General features: G+C 67.6%; 17 protein-coding genes. 11 read left to right on the plus strand and 6 right to left on the minus strand.

From position 1 onward, the window contains the following. Positions 1-2: 2 nt before the first annotated feature. From ACWDUD_RS04000 to ACWDUD_RS04010, 3 genes are read right to left on the minus strand one after another with little or no spacing between them, the layout of a single operon-like run. Positions 3-1,079, minus strand: a complete 1,077-nt coding sequence (locus ACWDUD_RS04000) for a glycosyltransferase family 4 protein (RefSeq protein ID WP_450108392.1) — start codon at positions 1,077-1,079, stop codon at positions 3-5. Further along, positions 968-2,359, minus strand: a complete 1,392-nt coding sequence (locus tag ACWDUD_RS04005) for an O-antigen ligase family protein (protein ID WP_450108393.1) — start codon at positions 2,357-2,359, stop codon at positions 968-970. The genes ACWDUD_RS04000 and ACWDUD_RS04005 overlap by 112 nt, the downstream gene beginning before the upstream one ends. Next, positions 2,356-4,077, minus strand: a complete 1,722-nt coding sequence (locus ACWDUD_RS04010; protein ID WP_450108394.1) for an alpha/beta hydrolase — start codon at positions 4,075-4,077, stop codon at positions 2,356-2,358. Before ACWDUD_RS04010 ends, ACWDUD_RS04005 begins: the two co-directional genes overlap by 4 nt. Before the next feature lie 212 nt (positions 4,078-4,289). Between ACWDUD_RS04010 and ACWDUD_RS04015 the strand changes: the two genes are divergently transcribed. Both ACWDUD_RS04015 and ACWDUD_RS04020 read left to right on the plus strand, forming a co-directional pair. After that, positions 4,290-5,384 (plus strand): glycosyltransferase, encoded by a 1,095-nt coding sequence (locus ACWDUD_RS04015; RefSeq protein ID WP_248674360.1) that lies wholly within the window; start codon positions 4,290-4,292, stop codon positions 5,382-5,384. Between the two features lie 673 nt (positions 5,385-6,057). Beyond that, positions 6,058-7,590: a sugar transferase gene (locus ACWDUD_RS04020; protein ID WP_248674359.1), complete on the plus strand. Its 1,533-nt coding sequence runs from the start codon at positions 6,058-6,060 to the stop codon at positions 7,588-7,590. A gap of 83 nt (positions 7,591-7,673) precedes the next feature. On the opposite strand, the gene ACWDUD_RS04025 is transcribed toward ACWDUD_RS04020, so the two are convergent. Then, positions 7,674-8,645, minus strand: a complete 972-nt coding sequence (locus tag ACWDUD_RS04025) for an NAD-dependent epimerase/dehydratase family protein (RefSeq protein WP_450108395.1) — start codon at positions 8,643-8,645, stop codon at positions 7,674-7,676. A 36-nt stretch (positions 8,646-8,681) separates the two neighbouring features. Here ACWDUD_RS04025 and ACWDUD_RS04030 point away from each other — a divergent pair, with 36 nt between their 5' ends. Then, positions 8,682-9,323, plus strand: a complete 642-nt coding sequence (locus ACWDUD_RS04030) for a ScbR family autoregulator-binding transcription factor (protein ID WP_248674358.1) — start codon at positions 8,682-8,684, stop codon at positions 9,321-9,323. A 14-nt stretch (positions 9,324-9,337) separates the two neighbouring features. Here the strand turns inward: ACWDUD_RS04030 and ACWDUD_RS04035 are convergent, their stop codons facing one another. Continuing rightward, the gene (locus tag ACWDUD_RS04035) at positions 9,338-10,270 is read right to left on the minus strand and encodes a ScbA/BarX family gamma-butyrolactone biosynthesis protein (protein WP_248674357.1); all 933 of its coding nucleotides are present in this window, start codon (positions 10,268-10,270) and stop codon (positions 9,338-9,340) included. A 382-nt stretch (positions 10,271-10,652) separates the two neighbouring features. On the opposite strand from ACWDUD_RS04035, the gene ACWDUD_RS04040 reads away from it, so the two are divergent. Beyond that, positions 10,653-10,829, plus strand: a complete 177-nt coding sequence (locus tag ACWDUD_RS04040; RefSeq protein WP_248674356.1) for a hypothetical protein — start codon at positions 10,653-10,655, stop codon at positions 10,827-10,829. 292 nt (positions 10,830-11,121) lie between these two features. Here ACWDUD_RS04040 and ACWDUD_RS04045 read toward each other — a convergent pair whose 3' ends face one another. Then, a complete protein-coding gene (locus ACWDUD_RS04045) occupies positions 11,122-12,063 on the minus strand; it encodes a UTP--glucose-1-phosphate uridylyltransferase (RefSeq protein WP_248674355.1) in 942 nt (313 codons plus the stop codon). A gap of 795 nt (positions 12,064-12,858) precedes the next feature. On the opposite strand from ACWDUD_RS04045, the gene ACWDUD_RS04050 reads away from it, so the two are divergent. From ACWDUD_RS04050 to ACWDUD_RS04080, 7 genes are read left to right on the plus strand one after another with little or no spacing between them, the layout of a single operon-like run. Next, positions 12,859-14,403 carry a sugar transferase gene (locus ACWDUD_RS04050; protein ID WP_450108396.1) on the plus strand — a complete coding sequence of 515 codons (1,545 nt, stop codon included), beginning with the start codon at positions 12,859-12,861 and terminating at the stop codon, positions 14,401-14,403. 47 nt (positions 14,404-14,450) lie between these two features. After that, on the plus strand, positions 14,451-15,800 hold the full coding sequence (locus ACWDUD_RS04055; RefSeq protein ID WP_450108397.1) for a UDP-glucose dehydrogenase family protein: 1,350 nt from the start codon (positions 14,451-14,453) through the stop codon (positions 15,798-15,800). Between the two features lie 31 nt (positions 15,801-15,831). After that, positions 15,832-17,325, plus strand: coding sequence for a right-handed parallel beta-helix repeat-containing protein (locus ACWDUD_RS04060; RefSeq protein WP_450108398.1), 1,494 nt, complete (start codon positions 15,832-15,834; stop codon positions 17,323-17,325). A 56-nt stretch (positions 17,326-17,381) separates the two neighbouring features. Further along, positions 17,382-18,971: a hypothetical protein gene (locus tag ACWDUD_RS04065; RefSeq protein WP_450108399.1), complete on the plus strand. Its 1,590-nt coding sequence runs from the start codon at positions 17,382-17,384 to the stop codon at positions 18,969-18,971. Beyond that, positions 18,964-19,767 carry a WecB/TagA/CpsF family glycosyltransferase gene (locus tag ACWDUD_RS04070; RefSeq protein WP_248674350.1) on the plus strand — a complete coding sequence of 268 codons (804 nt, stop codon included), beginning with the start codon at positions 18,964-18,966 and terminating at the stop codon, positions 19,765-19,767. Before ACWDUD_RS04065 ends, ACWDUD_RS04070 begins: the two co-directional genes overlap by 8 nt. Before the next feature lie 2 nt (positions 19,768-19,769). Then, a complete protein-coding gene (locus tag ACWDUD_RS04075; RefSeq protein WP_231611549.1) occupies positions 19,770-20,630 on the plus strand; it encodes a glycosyltransferase family 2 protein in 861 nt (286 codons plus the stop codon). Positions 20,631-20,645: 15 nt separating this feature from the next. Next, positions 20,646-22,028 carry a flippase gene (locus tag ACWDUD_RS04080; RefSeq protein ID WP_450108400.1) on the plus strand — a complete coding sequence of 461 codons (1,383 nt, stop codon included), beginning with the start codon at positions 20,646-20,648 and terminating at the stop codon, positions 22,026-22,028. The last annotated feature ends 1 nt before the right edge of the window (position 22,029 follow it).

A 22,029-nucleotide genomic window follows, 5' to 3' on the forward strand; every position in this document is an offset into this window, starting at 1 on the left:
CCTCAGATCCGCAGCCCGGCGTGGCGGTAGGCGTCGAGGGTCAGCTCCGCGGTGCGGTCCCAGGTCGAGGCCGCGGCGGTGATGACCGCCCGACTGCGCAGCGCGTGGCGGGTATCGCGATCGAGGAGCACCTCGCGCAGGCCCCGGACCCACGCGTCCTCGGTGTGTTCGGTGACCAGCACCGCGCCGTCGCGTGCAGCCTGCGGCAACCCGCCGACGGCACTCGCGACGACAGCGCCTCCGCACGCCATCGCCTCGAGCGGTGGTAACCCGAACCCCTCGTACGTGGAGGCATAGGTGACGGCGGTCGCCGCCGCGTACAGCGCGGGCAGGTCGGTGGTGGCGACGTAGCCGAGACCGTGAGCGCCGGCGGGCTTGCCGGGCCCGGTCGATCCGGAACCGGCGAGCACGAAGGGCACGTCGAGCCGCCGGCACGCGGCGGCGACCAGCGCGACGTCTTTGCGGGGTTCGACGGTGCCGACCTGCAGCACGAACCGCTCGGGCAGCCCGAACCGCGCGCGGACCTCGGCGACCTCCGCGGCACCGGGCGGGACCGCCCAGGGCGCGGGCGCGAGGGGAGTGACGCGGGCTTCGCGTCCGCAGTGGGCGCGCAGCCGGTCCGCGGTGAACTCGGAGACGGCGACGAGGACGTCGGCGCGACGCATCGCCCGGCGCAGCAGACGCCGCTCCCCGACGGCGCGTCCGCGGCCGAACGCCCACGGCACGTCGAAGACGGACAGGTCGTGGAACGTCGACACGGTCGGGCCGCGCTGGGCGAGCGGAAGATCGACGTCGAGCGCGTGGAACAAATCGACGTCGCGCAGCGGGACCAGACCCCAGGCGACACGCTGCGCCCCGTCGCACACCGGGCGTTCGACGGGCGTGACCTGCCGGGGCAGCTCGGCGCGGGCATCGCTCTGCACCACCGCCCGCAGGCCGGCCGCCCCGAGCTTCGGGGCGAGCGCGTTCAAGAGCTCGCGAGCGTAGGTCTGGACCCCGCTGCCGCCGGGGCGCAGCGCGAGGGCCCCGAATCCGATCCGGGTTCCGTTCGAGGCGAGAGTTGTTGTGTGAGAGCGCATCCGACGATTCCTAGAAGTAGCCAGAAGTAGACGTCCAGCGGGAAGATTTCGAAATAGGTCGACACGGTCGACGCCACCGCGGCAGCGATCACCGACGCGCTGACGCCCAGTGCCAGCGCCGAGTCCTGGCCGCGCAGCAGTCGCGAGGCCCGCAGCGTCGACACGGCCGCGGACGCCAGCAGCAGACCGAAGATCCACAGCCCGATCGGCCCGAGTTCGACCATGAGCTTCATGTAGTAGTTGTCCGGCTGGTACGGGATCCGGCCGAGCGCGATCGCCGCGTCGAGCGACAGCGTCGAATACAGCGGATCGGCGAGTTCGGCGGCCTTGTCCGCGGCGGCCCCGGTGGCACCCAGACCCTGCCCGAAGGGATGCACGAACAAGGACGAGACGGTGTCGGCCCAGCCGTCCCCGCGCTCACCCAGGCTCGACGACGAGAACAACGCGGACGTCACCGAACCCGGCACGAACAGCAGCGCGACCGGAAGCGCGACGGCACCGGCACCGAAGAGCACCAACAACACTCGGTGGCGATGAATCGCCAGCCACAGCAACGCCGCCGCCAACCCGATGTAGGAGGCGCGCACGATCGTCACACCCATGCCGAGCAACATCACCGGCGTCGCCCACAGGAACAGGGAGTTGCGCAGCCGCCGCGGATCCGCGAGCGCGACCGCGCCGCCCACGATGAGGCCGATCATCACGAACAGCCCCAACGCGAACGGTCCGGTGAACGTGCCGAAGCTGCGCAGGATGCCCCCGGTCGTGCGGATGTGCTCGTCGTACGAGTAGCCGAGCGCGACCAGCCGGTCCGCCCCGACGACCTGCTGCGCGAGGCCGACGACCGCGCCGACCGCCGCCGTGCCCATCAGGATCGTGACGAGCCGGTCGCGGTCGCGGGCGTCGAAGGGTGCGCGCCACAGGATGATCGGGATGATCAGGTAGAAGTAGGTGACCTTCAGCGCGGTGACGGCGGCCGGACCGGACACGAGCAGTGCCGACAGTGTTCCGATCGCCACCCACACGACCGCGGCAGGCCACCACGGCATCGACGGCGGCATCGTCCGGTCGCGGTTCGGGGTGACGAACGTGGCGAGCAGCGTCAGGACGAGCACACCCTCCTTCCATCCCGTCAGGGACGGTCCACCGGGCAGGATCGTCAGCAGGCCGTGCAGCGGCGTCAACGCGGCGACGAGCAACAGCCCGTTTTGCGGCCGCCGGTACAGCAGCGCGAACAGCACCGCCGCGGCGGGAATCCCGACGGCGAGCAGACCGATCACCGGAGTGCCTCCGCGGTGCGTCCGGTGTCCGCGGTGCGTTCGGTGTCCACGGGGATCCCGAAGCGGCGCAGCACCGTCTCGGTGGTCACCGTCCGGATCCGCTCGCGCAGGTCGCGGTGGAGCGCGGGATGGTCGCCGAACCCGACGGCGTGGATCTCCGGATCGCCGCCGCGCCGCCGCAGCCGCCGCAGGCCCTCCTCGCCGCGCTGGCCGACGAACCACGCGTGGTCCTCGGCGGACAGGATCACAGTGGTCGGAACCCCCGCCTTGCGCAGCGCCTCGAGCAGCACCTCCGGGACCTGCGTGACGCCGAACCGGCCGAGCAGCCGCCACATCGGGTACGGCAGGTGCCGCTGCAGCAGCGCCTTGATCCGCGCCCGCGCCGACGCGTCGCCACCGGCCCCGTCGCCCGCGGGCATCCCCGGAGCCAGCTGTTCGCGCAGCGACCGCCGCCGATACACCGACCACAGGATCAGGTCGGTGAGGATCACCGCGCGCGGCCGCACCCGCAACGCGACGGCCGCGGAATACCAGGCGCCGGAACACAACCCGGTCATCACCAGATCGCGCGGGTCGGCGACCGCCGCGCCGGCGGCGTCGCGGGCGTCCCGGTCCGAGTCGTCGGAGTACAGGGCCACGGGATGGTCGGGGTCGACGACGCCGGTGTTGCCCGTGCCGCGCCGGTCGTACCGCACCGACGACACCCCGTCCGCGGCGAGCGACCGCGCGATCTCGACCCACAACCTGCCCGGCCCGACGCGATGCTCGTACGCGGTCGCGTGGAACAGGAGGGTGGGATGCGTCGACCCGTCTCCACCGGTAGCGTGCGTGCGGATCGCGAAGAGTCCGTTCGGCCCCAGTTCCTCGAGGGTCTCGACGACAGGGCGGCCGTCGGGGGCCGACGCGACCTGCGCCCGGTCGCGCACCTTCAGCCGGACCTCGGTGTCGGCGGCGGGGGCACCCGCGGCGATCCAATCCGCGATCTCACGGATGTGCCCGGTGGGCAGCGCGACATGGAAGCTGGCCGGGGTGGTGAACGCCTCGTGGTCGACGAGGGTGACCTCGTCACCGTCGAGGGCGCCGGCGAGCGAGCGCACGGCCGGAGTGTCGGCCACGGCGGTACGAACCGCCAGCAGCGTGCGGACGCCGGCGAGGCGCGCCGGGTCGATCTTCAGCGCGCCGAGCGCGGACACGGCGGCCGGGTCGAGAACACCACCGAGGATCGACACTCGCGGATCGGACGGATCGTCCGCGCCGATGCTCAACGTGTACTGGGCACGCTGCTCACGCAGGTAGCTGCGGCCGGACAGGATCGGGTCCCACAGCACCATCGAGTCGATCGCCTCCGTCGCAGTTGCTGCGGCGGCGATCAACGCCCCGGACCGCAACCCGACGAGGCATATCGACGAGGCACCGGTGGCACGGGCCGACCCGACCGCTTCGACGACACTGCGCAGCCACCCCGTGACCGCGTCCGGGTCGTCCTGTGCACCCGCCGAGTCACCGGCTCCGGCGTAGTCGAACCGTACCGCGAGCAGACCGCGGTCGGCGAGGGACTCGGCGAGGGCCTTGATGCCGCGGTAGGTGTCGACGTGTTCCTTCCCGAGCGGTGGGCACAGCACCACCGCGGCACGTGCCCGGCCCGAGTCCGGAACGTGGACGGTCCCCAGCAGAGGCAGATCGTCCGGACCGAACCAGGTCGGATATTGCACGCCCATGGTGATTCTCCAAGTCCTCCGAGGGTGATTCTGGGGGTGAAATCTCCATGCCCGATCGCGGCGTCGGGTCGAATCCTGTTGATCTCACGATGTATTCGATCGGGCCCGGGACCTCCGGCGTTACCGGATCGGGGTTGTCTCGGCCTAAGGTAACCGGCCGTGGCCGTGTCGTCGGCCCCGAAGGGATGTCGTCGGCTCCGAAGGGATTTGCCATGCCTGGAGTTCTGGTACACGAATGGATCGAGCGCGACGGCGGTTCGGAGAAGGTTCTGGACGAGTTCGTTCGCTGCTTCCCCGACGCGGACGTGCTGTGCCTGTGGGACAACGCCGACCGATACCCGGGCCGCACCGTCGTCGAGAGCGCGCTCGCGCGCACCCCGCTGCGGCGGAGCAAGGCCCTGGCGCTGCCGGCCATGCCGTTCGTGTGGCGCGGCCGTCCGGGCGACTACGACTTCGCCCTGGTCAGCTCGCACTGTTTCGCGCACCACGTCTCGTTCCGCACGCCGCCCGCCGAATTCCGCAAGTACGTCTACGTTCACACGCCGGCGCGCTACCTGTGGACCCCGGAACTCGACGAACGTGGCACGTCGCCCGCGGCGCGGCTGGCATCGCCGGTCCTGCGTGGGATCGATCGACGCCGTGCCCGTGAAGGTGCGCGTTTCGCGGCGAACAGCGACTTCGTGCGCCGCCGGATCGAGAAGGCGTGGGACGTGGACGCGCGGGTCGTGTTCCCGCCGGTGGACACGCGGCGGATCACCGCCGTCGCGGATTGGCGTACGGAACTCGACGACGAGGAATCGGCGCTGGTGGCGAGCTTGCCGGACTCGTTCGTCCTCGGAGCGTCCCGGTTCGTTCCGTACAAGCGACTGGATTGGGTGATCCGTGCCGCGGAGCGGGCCGGGCTGCCCGCGGTGATCGCCGGATCGGGGCCGGAGGAAGCACGGCTGCGCGAGCTCGCCGAATCGGCGCGGGTTCCGGTACGGGTGCTGCGCCGTCCGTCGGATGCGTTGCTGTACACCCTGTATCAACGGGCGCTCGTGTACGTCTTCCCGGCGATCGAAGACTTCGGGATCATGCCGGTCGAGGCCCGCGCCGCCGGCGCCCGGGTGATCGTGAACAGCCTCGGGGGTGCGTCGGAGTGGTTGACCGAGGGAGTCGACGGCCTGTGCTTCCGCGAGGACCGCTGGGAGGCGGTTGCCGACTGCATTCTGGAGATCGATCGGGTTCCGCGCCCGTCGGCAGGTTCGACCGCGGACCTCTCGTCGGAACGGTTCCGCGCCGAAATCGTTGCATGGGTCGGAAACTGACGGCGAACACCCGCCGAATCATCGGTGACGTGGGTCACGATTGCCGATGTTTTTGCACCTTGATTGCACACAGTTGGTGGGGTAGCTTCGTCCCATTGGTGATGGGGTGAGTCCGGGGGTGCGGATTTGTGCAGGTTCTCCTCTTCTGGTGGATCGCACGCACGCCGATGGGCCTGGGGGATGGCAGCCGGGGTATCGGGAGCGTCCGGTTCGAGTGTTGATGCTCGCGCTCGGATGATCCCGGTACCCTTGGCGAGCAAGGAATTTCGACACCACCTTTAGTTTTCTACCGGTCGTTCCGCATCTCCGACGCCCGGTACCGAGGGATCTCGATTCTCTATCGCGTCGTAGTTCGACGTCTGCTCCGGCGTGTCCTCGTTCGAATCGGCGGTCGAAAATGCGGGGTGTCAAGGGTGATTCGAGGGTGAATTCACCCGGGGCGCGTGGGGAGCGGATGGGCGTCCTGCGTGGGAATAGGGGGTGAAAACCGGGGTGATCGGCAGCGAGAGCGTGTGATCTCCTGCACTGTAAGGTTTTTCGTGCACCTCAGCATGCAAGCATTCGTGCCGCGGTGGCTCGGAAGAGCTACCGCCCGCCGCACCGAGGGTGCGGCAACTGTTCTGTTCGATCGCGTCGGGGGCCTGAAGGGGAGTGCGTGGGGGAATAACCGAAGATGGACGTTACGAATGACGCCGGTCCCGGTGAACTGACGGATCCGATCGCGATCCGACCGACCGCGGAGGCATCGGACCCCGGCTGGCGAAGCAACCGGCGCCAGTGGAAGGTGGCCTACGCGAGATGGCTGCGACTGTCCGACGTCGGCGTCGTCATCGCGGTGGTCGCACTGGCGCAATGGATTCGATTCGGGAACTCGGATTTTCGGACGTCGTTCACGGCGTCCGAAGTCCTCGACGAGACCATCCTGTCCGTCGCGGTTGCAGCGATCTGGCTTCTCGCCCTGTCGTTCCACCGCACCCGCGACCAGAACGTGACCGGTAGTGGCCTCGAGGAGTACCGCCTCGTCACCTACGCCACGATGCAGTTCTTCGGTGGTCTCGCAATCCTCGCGCTTCTCGTCGAACTCGACCTTGTACGTGCCTATCTCGCGGTCGCCCTGCCTGTGGGCTTGTTCGGACTGCTGGCCTCCCGTTGGTGGTGGCGGCAGCACCTCGAGCGGCTGCGCGAGCGCGGCCGGTTCCAGAGTTCGGTCCTGGTGGTCGGTTGCGAGCGCGCCGCGCAGGCCATGGTGGAGTCCTTCGACCGTGACGCCGACGCCGGCTACCGCGTCGTCGGTGTGTGCACTCCCGGTTACTCCGGAGAGCACGGCCAGACGGTCACCATCGGGGGCCGCGAGATCCCGCTGCTCGGCGACGAAACCGAAGTTCTCCGCGCGGTCAAACTCACCGGCGCGGACACCGTCGCGGTCGCGGCGAGCGGCCAGTGGGGCAGCGCCGATCTCGGCGACCTCGCGTGGGAACTCGAGCCCTACGGCGTCGACCTTGCGGTCGCGCCGGCGGTGATGGACGTCGCCGCGCCGCGTCTGGCGATCAAGCCTGTCGGCGGTCTTCCCCTGATGCACGTCGAGGAACCGCAGTTCCGTGGTTCCAACCGGGCTGCGAAGACGGTGTTCGACCTCGTGTCCGCGACGATCGCGCTCCTCGTGTTCTCACCGGTCATGCTGGCCGTGGCGGTGGCGATCAAACTCGGCGACGGCGGTCCCGTCTTCTACCGTCAGCAGCGGGTGGGCCTGAACGGAGAGATGTTCGGGATGTGGAAGTTCCGTTCGATGGTGGTCGGCGCGGACCGGCTGCAGGACGAGATCCGCGCGGACGTCGGCCAGGACGACGCGACCTTCTTCAAGTCCTCGGCCGATCCCCGGATCACCCGTGTCGGACGCTTCATCCGCCGTACCAGCCTCGACGAGCTGCCGCAGCTGTTCAACGTCCTCCGGCGCGAGATGAGCATGGTCGGTCCCCGCCCACTGACACCCGGCGAGGGCGGTGACGTGCCGGGCTTCGTCGAACGCCGGATGCTCGTCCGCCCCGGCATCACCGGGTTGTGGCAGGTCTCGGGACGATCCGACCTGTCCGAGACCGACCGGATCCGGCTCGATCTGTTCTACGTGTCGAACTGGTCGATGGTGCAGGATCTGCTGATCGTGGGGAAGACCGTCAAGGCGGTCCTCGCGAGCGACGGCGCGTACTGACCGGCGCCGCAGCCCCCTCCCGTGCGCGATTTCGGTAGCGGCCGCTACCAAAATCGCGCACGGGGCGGGAGGGGCGGCGTCCGTCAGAAGCTCAGCCGGGGACGTTCGTCCGGAACGGGGAGCCCGGTCGTCTCCCAGATGCGAGTCGAGTCGTAGTGGTGGTCGTGCCCGGCCAGATCGATGTTGCGTTCGGACAGTCCGAGTTCGGGTGCGCGTGCGACGGCCTCGTCGAAAGTCAGGCTCGCCTCCGGTAGGGGGAACGCACCGCCGGCCGCGAGTTCGGCCGCGATCTCCCGCACCGGCCGCGGCTCGGGATACGCCGCGTGCAGCACGGTGCCGCCGGGCCGGAGCGGCGGTGCCTGCCGCGCGAGTGCCGCGAGCAGTCGGCCGAGGTCGCCGACGCCGATGAGCGAGAGCACCGACCGGCCCTCGTCGACCCACGCACCGAGACGGGCGAGGATGTACGCCAGGCCGGGGGCGAACCAGCGGTCGCCGGGTCCGTACACGAAACCGACCCGGACCACCGTCCCCCCGTAGTCGAGCACGGCCTTCTCGGCAGCGAGCCGGCTGATACTGAGAACGGATACCGGGTTCGGGTCCAGAGTGCCCTCGACGATCCCGCGGTGCGGTCCGGATCCGTACACGCCGACCGTGCTGACGTAGATCAGCGGCACGCGGCGCTCGCGGGCGGCGGCGACCAGGTGCTCGGTGCCGATCCGGTTGACCGCGTCGGCCTGTTCGGGGTCGCCACCGGTATAGGAGACGGCGTGCACGACCACATCCGCGCTGGTCAACGCGCCCGGCAGGCTCGCCGGATCGGTGAGATCCGCCGCGACGACACGCGGAGCCGACTCGGCAACCGCGTCCGGCCGCCGTGCCACTGCGGTAAAGTCTGCCCCCGCACTGGTCAGGGCCTCGAGTACTGCGCTCCCGATGAATCCGGTCGCGCCGAAGAGTACGATTCGCGGCGCAGGCGGTACCGATCCGGGGGGGTCGGATCGGGCTATGGTGTTCTGTGACCGGTCGGAAGCGGGGTTGTCAGCAAATTCCGTCACTATTCATCTCACTTGTCGGTTAGGGGCAGAGCGAACGTGGTCAGGCAGGCTCGGGCGAAGGCAACCAGACAACAGATCCTGATGGGCGCGGCAAAGGCTTTCGAACAGAAAGGCTTCGAAGGATCGACGCTGGGCACAATCGTCGAGATCGCCGGCACCACCAAGGGCGCCCTCTACTTCCACTTCAAGTCGAAAGAAGAGTTGGCGCAGGCCATCATCGGAGAACAGCACCGCATCTCCATCGCCTCCGTCGACGCGATCGCTGCAACCGGTAGTTCCGCCCTCGAGCAGATGGTCATGCTCAGCTACGAATTCGGGCATCAGATGGTGCACGACCCCATCGTGCGAGCCGGTATCCGGCTGACCCTGGAACTGAGTGCGGTCGCCGGACCGGCAGAGCCGTATCTCGGTTGGATCAGAGCGTACGAGGGACTTTCCGACCGAGCCCGCGCCGAAGGTGACCTTCTCGACACCATCGAGCCCGACGTTCTCGCACGTTTCGGAATCGGTGCGTTCACCGGAGTGCAGCTGGTCTCGAACGTCCTGACCGGGCGGGAGGACCTCGAGCAGCGACTGGACGAGATGTGGTCGCTGATGCTGCCGGGCCTCATGCCGGCCGACCGGCACTGGAAGATCGCAACCATCCGCAACGCACGGTGGTCCGCAGCCGCGTCGTGACGACGATCGTGCCGTCACCGGAAACCGTCCGATAGGAGGCGCACCCGGCCGCTGGCGATGTGCTGTCCCCACTGCTCGACCGAAATGCGAACTGTGTAAGGGTCATCCGGATCGGGCTCGGCGGACACCGTGGCGTTCGCGTCGTTCTCGGCGAATCGGTGGTACGTGACCTCGACGGACTCGATGTCCGCGTGCGGCAGGGCGAGCGCCGCGCGAGCCCCCTGCCGGAAAGCTTCGAGAACGAGCATGCCCGGAATGTGGTCGCTCGGGTGGTCGAAGAGGATGGGATGCTCGTCGTCCACGCGCAGTGTCCACCGGTTCGGGCCGTGCTCCGTTCCGAGGACCACGTCCTCCGAACGGAACTGCCCGACCATCTTGCCGGACATCGGCTCGGGACGGACCGGCGTGCCGATTGCTCGGGGACCCGAACCACCCCAACGAAGTTGGGCGTACGCAGCGGGAGTGAATACACTCGCGGTGCCGAAACCGCGCCCGATTTCGTTGTCGCCGATGCGGCAGACGTAGGTGACCGAGAAGCGCGCGAGCATGTTGCCCCGGTAGAAGTGGTCGCCGACCTGCGCCTCGATCGTCACTTCGGCCGGCCGGTCGTCGATCGACAGAGCGTGTGGTGTGGCGTCCACGCGCAGGGTGTGCATCACGAACGGGTGACCGAGGGGCACTCGATACCTGGTGTGCGCCAGGTAGATCGTCGCTTGGCGCAGGGTTTCGACCATCAGCATCGTGTCGTAGCGACCGTTGTGCGACCGATAGAAGCTGTGCGATCGTGGCCATTGCGCACCGAGGGTGAAGTGATCGACCGTGTCCGTGGCTACGCAGTCGGTGAGGAAGACTTCCGCGACCGACCGGCGGTGCACGAAGCGGCGCGGCACAGTCGACTCGAATCCCAGAACGGGACGTGCCTCGCCCGCATGCGTACCCCCGGCCATCGTCTGGGCCTCCCTTGTTGTCCTGTGAACGAATCTTCGAAGCCGCTCGGCGGCGACTATAGAACAGCCCGCCGAACAGGGGCGTTACGGCTCGCCGACACTTGTGGTGTCCGAAAAGCCCGAAAGATGCCGAAAAAATGTCACATGATGGTAAAAAACCGTTTGACCGGTTTTGTGCTACGGTAGTCCCAGTCGGGGACAGGGTGGCGGGATCCCTCGGCCGGATCGATCAACGATCCGGCCGAGTCGGTCTCGCCGCTCCCGGGCTGTGCCGACCGGGCTTGCGAGGGGTAACCCCGGTCGTCACAGACCGGGGTTCGTCGAACGGGCCCCGGCGACAACGAAAGTGAATGCAACGGAGGTCGAAGTGACATCTGGTCGAATGAGAACCGCGGTCGTCTCCGCGGTCGTCCTCGCGGCCATCACCGCGGCAGCGGCTCCCGCTCATGCGGCCGAGGAGTCTCCTCGGGTGCCGTCCACCGGATCGAGTGTCATTGGGCCCCAGGAGATCTTCGACTGGGTGGTTGCATTCGTGCTGAGTGCGCTCGGCGTCGTGTGAGCACGGCGGTGCCGGAAGACGGGAAAGCCCCGCCGGCAAAAGGGGAGGAGCCGGGCGGGGCTGTGCAGTAACTCCATGTTGTCGGGGAGGACATACGGAGACGCACCCGTCACCTTGCGGCGACGTCCGACAGTTTAGCGGACTCCGACCGGAGGTGCCCGTCGGTGTCACGAACAGGTCCGTAGAACGTGCTGCGGGCCTCCTTTCGCGTGCGTGCACGTGGAAGACCCGACCCTCGGGTCCGGATGCACGCCACCGATCGGAAGTCGTGTCGTGCATCCGGACCCGCTCGTCATGCGGTCCGGACCCGGTCGGCGGAATCCTCGAGCCCGAGACGCTCGGCGAGCCACCGGCGAAGCCCCGGACCGTAGTCGGGGTTGCCCAACGCCGAGTCGACGGACGCCCGCAGGTATCCGCCCGGATTGCCGAGGTCGTGCCGTGTCCCGCGATGGACGACGACGTGGACGGGGTGCCCCTCGTCGATGAGCAGGGCGATGGCGTCGGTGAGCTGGAGTTCACCACCCGCGCCGGGTTCGATGCGGCGAAGAGCATCGAAGACGGCGCGGTCCAGCAGATACCGGCCGGCCGCAGCGAGAGTGGACGGAGCGTCGGCAAGCGCGGGCTTCTCCACCATTCCGAGCACCCGCAGAACATCCGGTTCGGCCACGCCCGGAACCTCTTCGACGTGGAAGACTCCGTACGAACCGACCTGACTCTTCGGAACGTCGATCGCGCACAGCACGCTACCTCCGCGTTCCGCCCGCACCCGGGACATCAGATCGAGAATTCCGCAGGGCTGCACCAGATCGTCGGGTAACAGGACGGCAATGGCATCCTCGTCGTCGTCGAGGGCCTGTTCGGCGCAGCCGACGGCGTGTCCGAGCCCGAGGGGTCGTTCCTGGACCACCGGCTCCACATCGATGAGATTCGGTGCACGCCGGACTTTTTCGAGAAGATGTGACTTTCCGCTCTCCTCCAGTCTGCTCTCGAGTGCGAGATCGTCGACGAAGTGGGACACCACACCGTCCTTGCCGGGAGCGGTGACGATGACGAGCCGGCTCGCGCCGGATCCTGCTGCCTCGGACGCGACGAGCTCGATTCCCGGTGTATCCACCACGGGCAGGAGCTCTTTCGGCACCGTCTTGGTGGCGGGCAGGAAACGAGTGCCCATCCCGGCGGCGGGGACGACGGCGGTCCTGAAGGTGTTGTGGACGTGGGTGTAGTTACTCCCCATGGCATTACCTCATAACTGAACTCGCAGGAACGAGCGACGAACGCCCGATGCCCGGCGCGCTGCGCCGAGCACGAAGTGCACGTCCTCGTGCGGTGATTGGAAAACTCCGGCAGAAGCGACGATCGAACCGGCGATCGTAGGGAGGCATGGAGTCGAATCGGAGTATAGAGAGTCCGGGGCGGTCGCGCGACCTCCGCGTGTCGGGGTCGGTCCTCGACGGCTTCTGTCCGACAGTCACATTCATCTCTCGCCAGATCGGACCACCCGATCCCGGTCCGGTGGAGTAGCCGGCCTCCGGTCCCTTCGACGGGGCCTCCTGCCGGCGCTGCCGTCGTCCACGAAGGTCCGGCCCGGCGGGACGATTTTCGGTCGCGCCGCGGAGAGTGCAGTCGAACTGGTCGAATGTCCAAATCAAGAAGTGTCGTTCGAAATCCATTCCTCCCGTGTGATCTATCTCATAAGCGGCATTCTCCGCCGACGAAAACTACTGGTCGGTAAGCGAACTGCGCAACTGTCCGTCGTCGGCTGACCAGGGCCGACGGCCCCACGCCGCCACCGACTCGCAAATTGGAATCTGCTGCGCAACAAAACGTGAAACGCCGGTCGTGTCGCAAGAGGATGCAATCTGCACACAAATAGTTGAGACTCACTACCTGCGTAAGGCAATTGGTGCCGGTCGTCGATTTCGTGCAATTCCTGGGGAGGAACAGTTGCGCGGAGTCCGGCGGTCGCGCGAGTTGCGTGGGCTCGTGCCCAACCGGCGACGGCTTACCGGTACGGGGAGGACACAAATCAATGACAGTGGTAGAACAACCGCCCGAAGGGCGGACCGGACTGGCTCTCGAGCCTGTCCGGTCGGGCCCTCGTGGCGTGGCGCAGCCGCCGACTCACGCCGCCGGCGCGAGCACGCGACGGGCCTGGCAGCGGATCTATGTACGAAGGCTGATCGTCACCGACAGCCTCGTCGTCGTGCTGGCGGTCACGCTGGCGCACGTCGTTCGCTTCGGTCAGAGCGACATGCTCGTGAATGCGACTGCAGCCGAATGGAATTACGTCGTCATTTCGATCTGCCTCGCAGCGCTGTGGCTCGCGTTCCTCGCTGCGTTCCGGACCCGCTCGCGTCGGGTGATCGGTTCCGGATACGACGAATACCAGCGGATTCTCTCGGCCACGTTCCGGATGTTCGGGCTGGTGGCCATCATCGCGCTCGTGTTCCGGCTCGAGCTCGCTCGTGGATATCTGGCGATCGCGTTCCCGACCGGCCTCGCCGGGCTTCTCGTCGGACGTTGGTTGTGGCGGAAGGTGGTCGCCGCCAAGCGCAATCGGGGTGAGTTCCGGACCTCGGTCCTCGTCGTGGGCGGCGCGCGTTCGGTGCGGTTGATGGTCGAGACGTTCGAACGCAACTCGACGGACGGGTACCACGTCGCCGGTGTCTGCGTGCCCCGGTACTCGGGAATCGCCGGCGATCACATGGAGGTCGCGGGCAAGCAAATTCCCGTCTATGGGGACGAGCACTCGATCGTGGACGCGCTCCGAGCGTCCGGTTCCGACACCGTCGCGGTCGCCGCGACCGAGACACTGGGCCCGGACGGCATTCGCGACCTGCTGTGGGAGATGGATCCGCACGACGCCGACCTGGTGGTCGCCACCGGAGTCGTGGATGTCTCGGCGCCTCGGCTGGAGATGCGCCCGGTCGCCGGACTACCGCTCATCCACGTCGAGAAGCCCAGCTACCACGGTGCGAAGCGCAGCGGAAAGCGCGCGTTCGATCTGGTCTTCGCGTCGACCGCGTTGCTCGTGCTGGCCCCGGTGTTCGCGCTCGTCGCGCTGGCCGTGAAGCTGGACAGCAAGGGACCGGTCTTCTATCGCTCGGAGCGGATCGGGCTCGACGGAAAACCGTTCGGAATGATCAAGTTCCGGTCGATGGTGACCGGAGCCGACCGGCAGGTCGCGGCGTTGATGAAGAACAACGAGGGCGCGGGCCTGCTGTTCAAGATGCGTGAGGACCCGCGGGTCACCCGGGTCGGAAAATTCCTCCGGCGCTACAGCATCGACGAGCTGCCGCAGTTCATCAATGTCGTTCGACGCGAGATGAGTGTCGTGGGTCCGCGTCCGCCCTTGCGGCGAGAGGTCGAGAACTACGACGGTCGCGTCCAGCGCCGGCTTCTCGTGCGGCCGGGCGTCACCGGGTTGTGGCAGGTCAGCGGACGCTCCGACCTGTCGTGGGACGAGTCCGTGCGTCTGGATCTGTCCTACGTCGAGAACTGGTCGATGGTGAGCGATGTCCTGATCATCGCGCGGACCGTCAAGGCGGTCGTCGCGAGCGACGGCGCGTACTAGCCCACCGCATCCCTCGAGAACGAAACAGAAAGAGTCGGGTATCTGCCATGACTTGTCGTATCGCCGTGTTCGGAACCGGCTATCTGGGTGCCACTCACGCCGCGTGCATGGCCGAATTGGGCCACCAGGTACTGGGTGTCGACGTCGACGCCGGTAAGCTCGCGAAGCTCGAAGCCGGTCAGGTTCCGTTCTACGAACCCGGCCTCGAGGAGGTCCTCGCGCGCAACATCGCGGCCGGGCGGCTTCGGTTCACCTCGTCGTACGCCGAGGCCGCGGAGTTCGCCGACGTGCACTTCATCGGTGTCGGAACACCCCAGAAGAAGGGGGAATTCGCGGCCGATCTGACCTATGTCGATTCGGTGATCGAACAGCTGGCGCCGTTGCTCACCGAGCCGGCCGTCATCTTCGGGAAGTCCACGGTGCCGGTCGGCACCGCCGAACGACTGCGAGCGCGGGCACGTCAGCTCGCTCCGGCCGGCGACGATGTCGATCTCGCATGGAACCCGGAGTTCCTGCGGGAAGGCTATGCGGTACAGGACACTCTGCATCCGGACCGCGTGGTCCTGGGCGTCGGCGCTGCGCGTCCCGGGAGGGCGCTCGAGGTCGCCAAGGAGGTGTACGCGCAGCTCCTGGACGAGGACGTCCCGTTCATCGTTACCGACCTGGCGACGGCAGAGCTGGTCAAGACTTCGGCGAATGCGTTTCTGGCGACGAAGATCTCGTTCATCAACGCGATGGCGGAGGTGTGCGAGGCGTCCGGTGCCGACGTCACCGTCCTCGCCGACGCGATCGGGCACGATGCCCGGATCGGGCGCCGATTCCTCAATGCGGGAATCGGTTTCGGTGGAGGATGTCTCCCGAAGGACATTCGAGCCTTCATGGCCCGAGCCGGTGAGCTCGGAGCCGACCAGGCCCTCACGTTCCTGCGCGAGGTCGACAACATCAACATGCGACGCCGCGGTCGCATGGTGGAACTCGCCCGGGAAGCGGCGGGAGGCTCGCTGCTCGGCGCACGGATCTCGGTGCTCGGCGCCGCGTTCAAGCCGGATTCCGACGACGTACGGGATTCGCCCGCCCTCAATGTCGCCGGGCAGATCCAGCTGCAGGGCGCTGCCGTCACCGTGTTCGACCCGCAGGCGATGGACAACTCGCGACGCTTGTTCCCGACCCTGAACTACGCGACGAGCACGCTGGAGGCGTGTGCCGGCGCGGACGTGGTGCTGGTTCTCACGGAGTGGAGGGAGTTCCGTGAGCTGAACCCCGACGTGGTCGCGTCCGTGGTGCGCCGAAAGGTCGTTCTGGACGGCCGCAACTGCCTCGACGTCGACAGGTGGCGTCGTGCGGGCTGGCAGTACCGCGGACTCGGCCGGGCCGTCTCGGAAGCCGTCGTCGGCTGACCGTCACCGCGATCCGAAGGAAGGAAGTCCCGTGCGTCTGAGCCGTCGGCAGGCCATCTCCGGTACAGCGCTGACCGCTGCTGTAGCCGCGATCGCGACTGTCCCGACGTGTTCTCGTACATTCCGGGACGGCGACGCCGCCGTCGTGCGCCCGCTGCCGGTCGAACCGGACGACCTCGCCGAACTCGGTATCGCCGGGGACGGAGAGACCGACGACACCGATGCCATCAACGAGGCGCTGCACTCGACGAGTTCGCTGGTCCTTCCCGCGGGGCGGTTCCGGGTGGCGGGGACCGTCGTGGTGCCTGCCGGGCGGCAACTTGCCGGAAGCTGGTCGTTCGCCTACACCGGGGTGCCGCAGGAGGGAACCCGTCTCATCGCCACCGGGGACGGACGCACCGATCCCGTGGTGCGGCTCCGGGAGGGTGCCGGCCTGCTGTCCCTCGCGGTCCGCGGGACCGAACACGAACCCCGGCACGAGGGCGTCGTGCTGGAGGGCAGGAACCTCGTCCGCGACGTCAACATCCTGCACTGCCGTACCGGGATCGACTGCGGCTATTCCGGGGTCAACCGGATCGAGTGCTGCAACGTCCACGACAACGCGGAATACGGGATCGCCAGGTGCGTCGATTCGATCGTCTCGCTCAACTACGTCAACGTGAACGGCACCGGCGGAATCCACCTGCCGCCGGGAGCGAACGACAACATCGTCACGCAGAACAAGGTGGAGTGGAATCTGGGCTACGGCATCCACGCGGAAGGTGCCAAGCACAACATTCTGTCCGGCAACAACATCGATCGGAACGGCCGATCCGGGATCCGGCTGTCCGGTTGCGAGCGGACGGTCGTGACCGCGAACGTTCTGCGGCGCAACGGCGCACGCTCGGAGGGGATCGCCGGCGACGACACGCACATCCACTCCACCGGCGGCACCGCAACATTGGTTCTGGGCAACGTGACACACTCGGGCCCGAACGACGACGGCCAGGGATACGACTCTCCCGCTGCGTGCCTCGTCGCGGATCCGGAATCGACCGGCATCGTCGTCGGCAACGACCTGACCGGTCACACCGGTCCGGGCGGCGACGGCACACAGGCCTCCGGCTCCGGTGTGCAACTGGCGGCGAACCTGGGGAAGTCGACACGTGCCGGATTCGTGAGCGGTGCCGGTTCCGGCCCGCGCAAGGTGACTCTGGCCGCGGGACAGGAAGCGGCGGAGACGTTCACGAACCTCCCGTTGGACAAGTTCGCCATGGGTCGCGTGCACTCGGTGTCCTTGCTGGCGCGAAATCCGCAGGACGGATCCCGGGGTGCCGCAACGGCCGTTGTGCTCGTCGCGCGGGAGAAGGGCGATGCGGTCGTCATCACGGACGGTGTGGAGAACACGGTCGGTGACTGCTTCGGCGACCGTGCCGGCGCCATCGCTGTGGCGTTCCGGACCGACGCCGCCGGTGCCGAGCTGACCGTGGTACTCACGAACACCGGGCCGGACGAGATGCAGCTCCACATCGGCGTCGGTTCGTGAGTGGCGGCGACATGGACCGGATCCGGAACGACAGCGACGAACGGAAGGCAGCCGCAATGACCACGACGATCGGTCGTCGCGACGACCTCCGGCGCGGTGCGGCCCCGCGCTCACGCGAGGCCGCAGCCCCATTCGTGTCGCTCCATCGTGCGCGTGTCGGCGGCGCGGCCGACGCCGGCGTGCCGACGAACCTCGCCTATCTGCTGTTCGTGACGCTGGCGGCCTTCGCCGTCTACGCGGTACCCCTGTCCTTCGTCGGCCAGTTCCGCCCGACGGCATTGATGGGCCTCGCGGTGGGCTGTGTCGTCGTGGCGACCGTGCTGACGATGGCTGTCGGGGCGGAGCTGTTCGTCGTCTTCTGGCTCGCACTCGCGTTCTTCCAGAACTTCGCGGTCGGCATGTTCGTGCCCGGGCACATCGACCTCGTGCCGGTCTACATCAGCGAGAGCAAGACGGTCGCGATCGTCACTGCCATCGCGCTGATGTTCCCCACCGCGATGACGAACCTGAAGACCTACCGGCGGCCTGTGATCTGGTACGGCCTCTTCGCGCTGGTGGTGGTCGCGCACGTGACGTCCCTCGGCGGTGCCACCCTGCCGTATCTGCGGAACTTTCTCATTCCGCTCGCCACGGTGCTGCTGATCGTGGCGATGACCGCGCAGTGGAGCGACGAACGCCGATCCGCTCTGCTCGGTGCCGTCGTTCGGTACAGCACCGCGGTGCTGGCGATCGGAACGCTCGCGGAGACCCTCGTCGGATCGACCGTCTGGCGGTCGATCGTCAATGTGGACAAGAACGGCGCACTCAACTCGCTGTCGTCGGTGACGTCGTTCCTCGGCCTGCAGTTCGACCGCACCGGCGGGTTCGTCGTCGAGCCGACGAATGCCGGATACATCGCGGCCGCGGTCGTCATCATCGCCACGCTCGTCGCGATCCAGGGACCCCGGTCCGTACGAGCCGGCATGTACGTGTGCATCGCCCTGTGCGTGTGGGTCCTGATTTCGAGCGGGGCCAAGAGCGGGTTCCTCATGCTTCTGATCGCATCGATCAGCGGCATCGCGTACGCGCGGTCCAAGCGCGTGTGGGGCGGTCTGCTCGCCGGATGGTCGATCTCCGTGCTCCTCGTCCTGGCCTACGTCGCGGCAGCGAAGGGACCCGGTAAGGCGTTGTCCGTCTTCGCCGACCCGCTCGGCATCATCGGCGGCGACAGCACTACCTACCACCTCGCCGGATTCGTCGCGGGCATGAAGCACGCGCTGACCGAATTCGCCGGCGCGGGTGTCGGTAACGGGGGAAACTTCGCGCGGATCGCCGGCGCACCGGTCTCCAGGTGGATCCTCACCGGTGGCGAAAGCAGTTGGGGCGTACTCGCTTACCAGACCGGGATCCTCGGGATCGCGCTGTTCGCCGCGACAGTGGCGAGTCTGTGCAAGTACTTGGGCAAGCGTTCGGCGGTGCTGCTCTCGGCATGGACGAGCGCGGCGATGTTCGCCGAGGCGCTCTTCGGACCTCAGACCGCGGGGCTCGTCGTCGTCGCCGCCGCGCTGTTCATGACAGCGGACGCCGCCCGTCCCGGCGACGGCGCGGCACCCGCGGATACCCACCACGACCGTCGCACGACCGAAACGGGGACGAACAATGACTGATTCACCGGAAGTTCGTATCGATCTGCTCGGGATCAGGCTGCATCCGATGAACGCCGCCGAGGTCGCGGATCTGATCGGATCGGCGAGCCGGGCGGGTGAGCCGCTGTGGATCGCCAACTACAACCTCCATGCGCTGTATCTGCATCTCAAGGACTCTCGGTTCCGCGAGGCGTATCGGAAGGCCGGCGTCTTCCTGGTGGACGGCTGGCCGATCCTGCAGCTGGCACGGATCGCCTCACGACGGAAACTCGGGGGTGACCGCCGCGTCGGCAGCTCCGACTGGCTCGACGTCCTGCTGGAGTCGGGGGAGCGCCGCACCATCGTGTCGATCGGTGCGTCACCGGAATCCGCCCGGTTCGCCGCCGAACGGGTCGAGGCGAACCACCCGAACGTGGTGTGGATGGGATTCGACGGATACCGGCTCGAGCCGCAGAGCTCGATGGCGACGGGACTGACCTGGCAGGAGGCGGTCCGCAAGGCCGACGTCGTGCTGGTCGGCCGCGGTATGCCCACCCAGGAGTACTGGATCGCCGAGAACATCGGAAACGACGAGTTCGCCGGCAAGGTCGTCGCGAACGTCGGCGGATGCATCGACTACCTTTCCGGGGCACAGGATCTCGCGCCGCGCTGGACGGGACGCTGCGGAGTGGAATGGCTGTACCGGCTCGCGCGATCACCGCGACGCCTCGCGTTCCGCTATCTCGTCGAACCCGTGCTTCTGATGGTCCTCGTCGTGAACGTGCTCGCGACGGGCGAACGGCATCGCGTGGCCGGAGGAGAGAAGGAGAAGTCGTGAACATGCCTGTCTCGGTGGTGATACCGACCATCGGCCGGGAGTCCGTCGTCCGCGCCGTGGAGAGCGCTCTCGCGCAGACCGCGCCCGTCACCGTCACGGTGGTCGTCGACGACCCGTCGGCGTTGGACACCGTCACGGAACGGGTCGGCGCCAGGGGTGTCACGGTGATCGGAACTCCCGGGCGCATCGGCGGATCGGCCGCGCGCAATCTCGGCGCCGATGCCTCTCGGGGCGAGTACATCGCCTACCTGGACGACGATGACTGGTGGGAGCCGGAGAAGATCGAGAAGCAGTTGACGGCAGCACGGAGCCGCGCCGCCGGAGGCCGCGTACTCGTCGCCACCGGTATGTATTTCCACCGTGCCGGTTCGGTCACCGAAATTCCGTCGCGCCCGTACGAGGGGCGAGGTGACGTCGCGTCGTATCTGGTGAGCCGGCCTCGCCTTCGGTTCGGCACCCACGCGCTCCAGACGAGCGGTCTGCTGATCTCCCGGGAACTGCACGAGCGCGTGCGATGGGACGACTCGCTGCCCAAGCATCAGGACTGGGACTACATCGCCCGCGCGATGCAGATACCCGGATGCGAATTCGTCTGGGTACCGGAAGCGCTCGTCCATGTCCAGCAGGACAGTCGCGGGTCGATCTCGAAGAAGGCCGACCACCGTGCCTCGCTCCGCTGGCTCGACGTGCACGGTCCCGGAATGTCCGGTCGTGCCCGGGCCGACTTCGCGTGCACCCACGTACTGCGTGCTGCGCTGGCCGAACGATCACTCCGCGGTGTGGGCCGCAGCCTGTCCGTGATCGCACGATCCGGCGCGCCGCACGGCGCAGCCGTGATCGTGGGTCTGTCCGGTGTGCGCTGAACGGCATCCGACGAGATGAACACTGTCGACGCGGAGGCAGCGAACCCCGCCACGAAGATGCGCAGAATCCGTGATCGCTTGCGGGACGGCGCTGCCTCCAACGGAATCTGGGCCTCGTTGCAGCAGGTGTGCAACCTGCTGTTCGTCGGATTGCTGAGTGTGATCCTGGCCCGGACACTGCCGGTCGAGGACTTCGGCGTCTACAGCTACGCCATGTCCCTGGCCGGTCTCGGCATCGCGATCGGACTCGCGGGCCTGTACGGCCTGGCGATCAAGAGGTACAGCGAAAGCCGGGAGCCCGGAACCGTCACGTGCTCGATCATCATCGTGCGCGAGGCCACGGTGGCGTTCTATTTCGTTGCCCTGCTGGGCTTCATGGGCAGCACCGCAACGAGTGTCGACGAGTTCCTTCTCGTCGCGCTGGCGGCGGTGGCGGTGTTCGGCCGTGTGCTCGATGCGCCCGAACTCTGGTACCAGGCCCGGCTGAACGCACGGAAACCGGCCCTCGCCAAGATCATCGTGGCAGCAGTCTTCTTCGCCGCGAAATGTACTGCGCTGTGGCTCGGATCCGGTGTCACCGTGATCGTGGCACTGTACGTGGCCGAACTGTTCGCCGGCAGCGTCGCCGTTCTGGTCTGCTATCGCCGGGATGTGACCAGCGGGCGAGCGTTCGCAGTGCCCGGTGCCCGCGACGTGGTGGACCTGTGGAAGCGGTCCTCTCCGCTGCTGATCTCCGGTATCGCCCAGCAGGTGAACCTGCGGGCGTCCCTGATCGTCGTCCAGATCCTCGTCGGCGCCACCGGTGTGGCGATGTTCGCGGTGTCGCAGCGTGTGATGGACGTGTGCCTGGCCCTGCCCATGGCCTATATGACCGCGACCTTCCCGGCCCTGCTCGAAGCGCGCCGGAAGGATCGTGACAGTGGTGGCGGTTCCGCATACCGGGACAGGCTGCAGCGCTCGTTCGACGGCGCGCTGTGGGCGGGCATCGCCATCGCCGTGCTCCTGTACATCCTCGCGGACGTCGTCGTCGTGATCGCGTTCGGCGCCGAGTACGAGGATGCGGCGGCATTGCTGAGGATCCAGGCGCTGGCTGTGCCGTTCATGTTCATGTCCTCGGTGCTGAGTAAGTGGATCATCGCGGAGGGGAACCTCTGGATCTCGGTGGGGAGGCACTGGCTCGGGGCGGTGGCGACCGTCGCGTTGTGCCTGCTGCTCGTTCCGAAGTGGGGGGCCGTCGGTGCTGCCTGGGCGAGTACCGCGTCCTACGTGATGTCCGTGTACCTGTTCACCTTCCTGTCCCGATCGACCTGGCCGGTGGCGGTCCAGATGTCCCGCGCCTGGGTGGCACCGGTCAGCCGCGTCCTCGCCCGTGCCGGTTCGCAGAGAGTGGAGTCTTGAA

It is taken from the genome of Rhodococcus sp. NPDC003382 (assembly GCF_053589135.1).

Excerpts from the sequence above, each read along its gene's own strand:
- ACWDUD_RS04020 (WP_248674359.1), top strand. The coding sequence starts at position 6,058 with ATGGACGTTACGAATGACGCCGGTCCCGGTGAACTGACGGATCCGATC.
- ACWDUD_RS04010 (WP_450108394.1), bottom strand. The coding sequence starts at position 4,077 with ATGGGCGTGCAATATCCGACCTGGTTCGGTCCGGACGATCTGCCTCTG.
- ACWDUD_RS04070 (WP_248674350.1), top strand. The coding sequence starts at position 18,964 with ATGACTGATTCACCGGAAGTTCGTATCGATCTGCTCGGGATCAGGCTG.
- ACWDUD_RS04045 (WP_248674355.1), bottom strand. The coding sequence starts at position 12,063 with ATGGGGAGTAACTACACCCACGTCCACAACACCTTCAGGACCGCCGTC.
- ACWDUD_RS04050 (WP_450108396.1), top strand. The coding sequence starts at position 12,859 with ATGACAGTGGTAGAACAACCGCCCGAAGGGCGGACCGGACTGGCTCTC.
- ACWDUD_RS04035 (WP_248674357.1), bottom strand. The coding sequence starts at position 10,270 with ATGGCCGGGGGTACGCATGCGGGCGAGGCACGTCCCGTTCTGGGATTC.
- ACWDUD_RS04080 (WP_450108400.1), top strand. The coding sequence starts at position 20,646 with ATGAACACTGTCGACGCGGAGGCAGCGAACCCCGCCACGAAGATGCGC.
- ACWDUD_RS04000 (WP_450108392.1), bottom strand. The coding sequence starts at position 1,079 with ATGCGCTCTCACACAACAACTCTCGCCTCGAACGGAACCCGGATCGGA.
- ACWDUD_RS04040 (WP_248674356.1), top strand. The coding sequence starts at position 10,653 with ATGAGAACCGCGGTCGTCTCCGCGGTCGTCCTCGCGGCCATCACCGCG.
- ACWDUD_RS04055 (WP_450108397.1), top strand. The coding sequence starts at position 14,451 with ATGACTTGTCGTATCGCCGTGTTCGGAACCGGCTATCTGGGTGCCACT.
- ACWDUD_RS04015 (WP_248674360.1), top strand. The coding sequence starts at position 4,290 with ATGCCTGGAGTTCTGGTACACGAATGGATCGAGCGCGACGGCGGTTCG.
- ACWDUD_RS04075 (WP_231611549.1), top strand. The coding sequence starts at position 19,770 with ATGCCTGTCTCGGTGGTGATACCGACCATCGGCCGGGAGTCCGTCGTC.
- ACWDUD_RS04065 (WP_450108399.1), top strand. The coding sequence starts at position 17,382 with ATGACCACGACGATCGGTCGTCGCGACGACCTCCGGCGCGGTGCGGCC.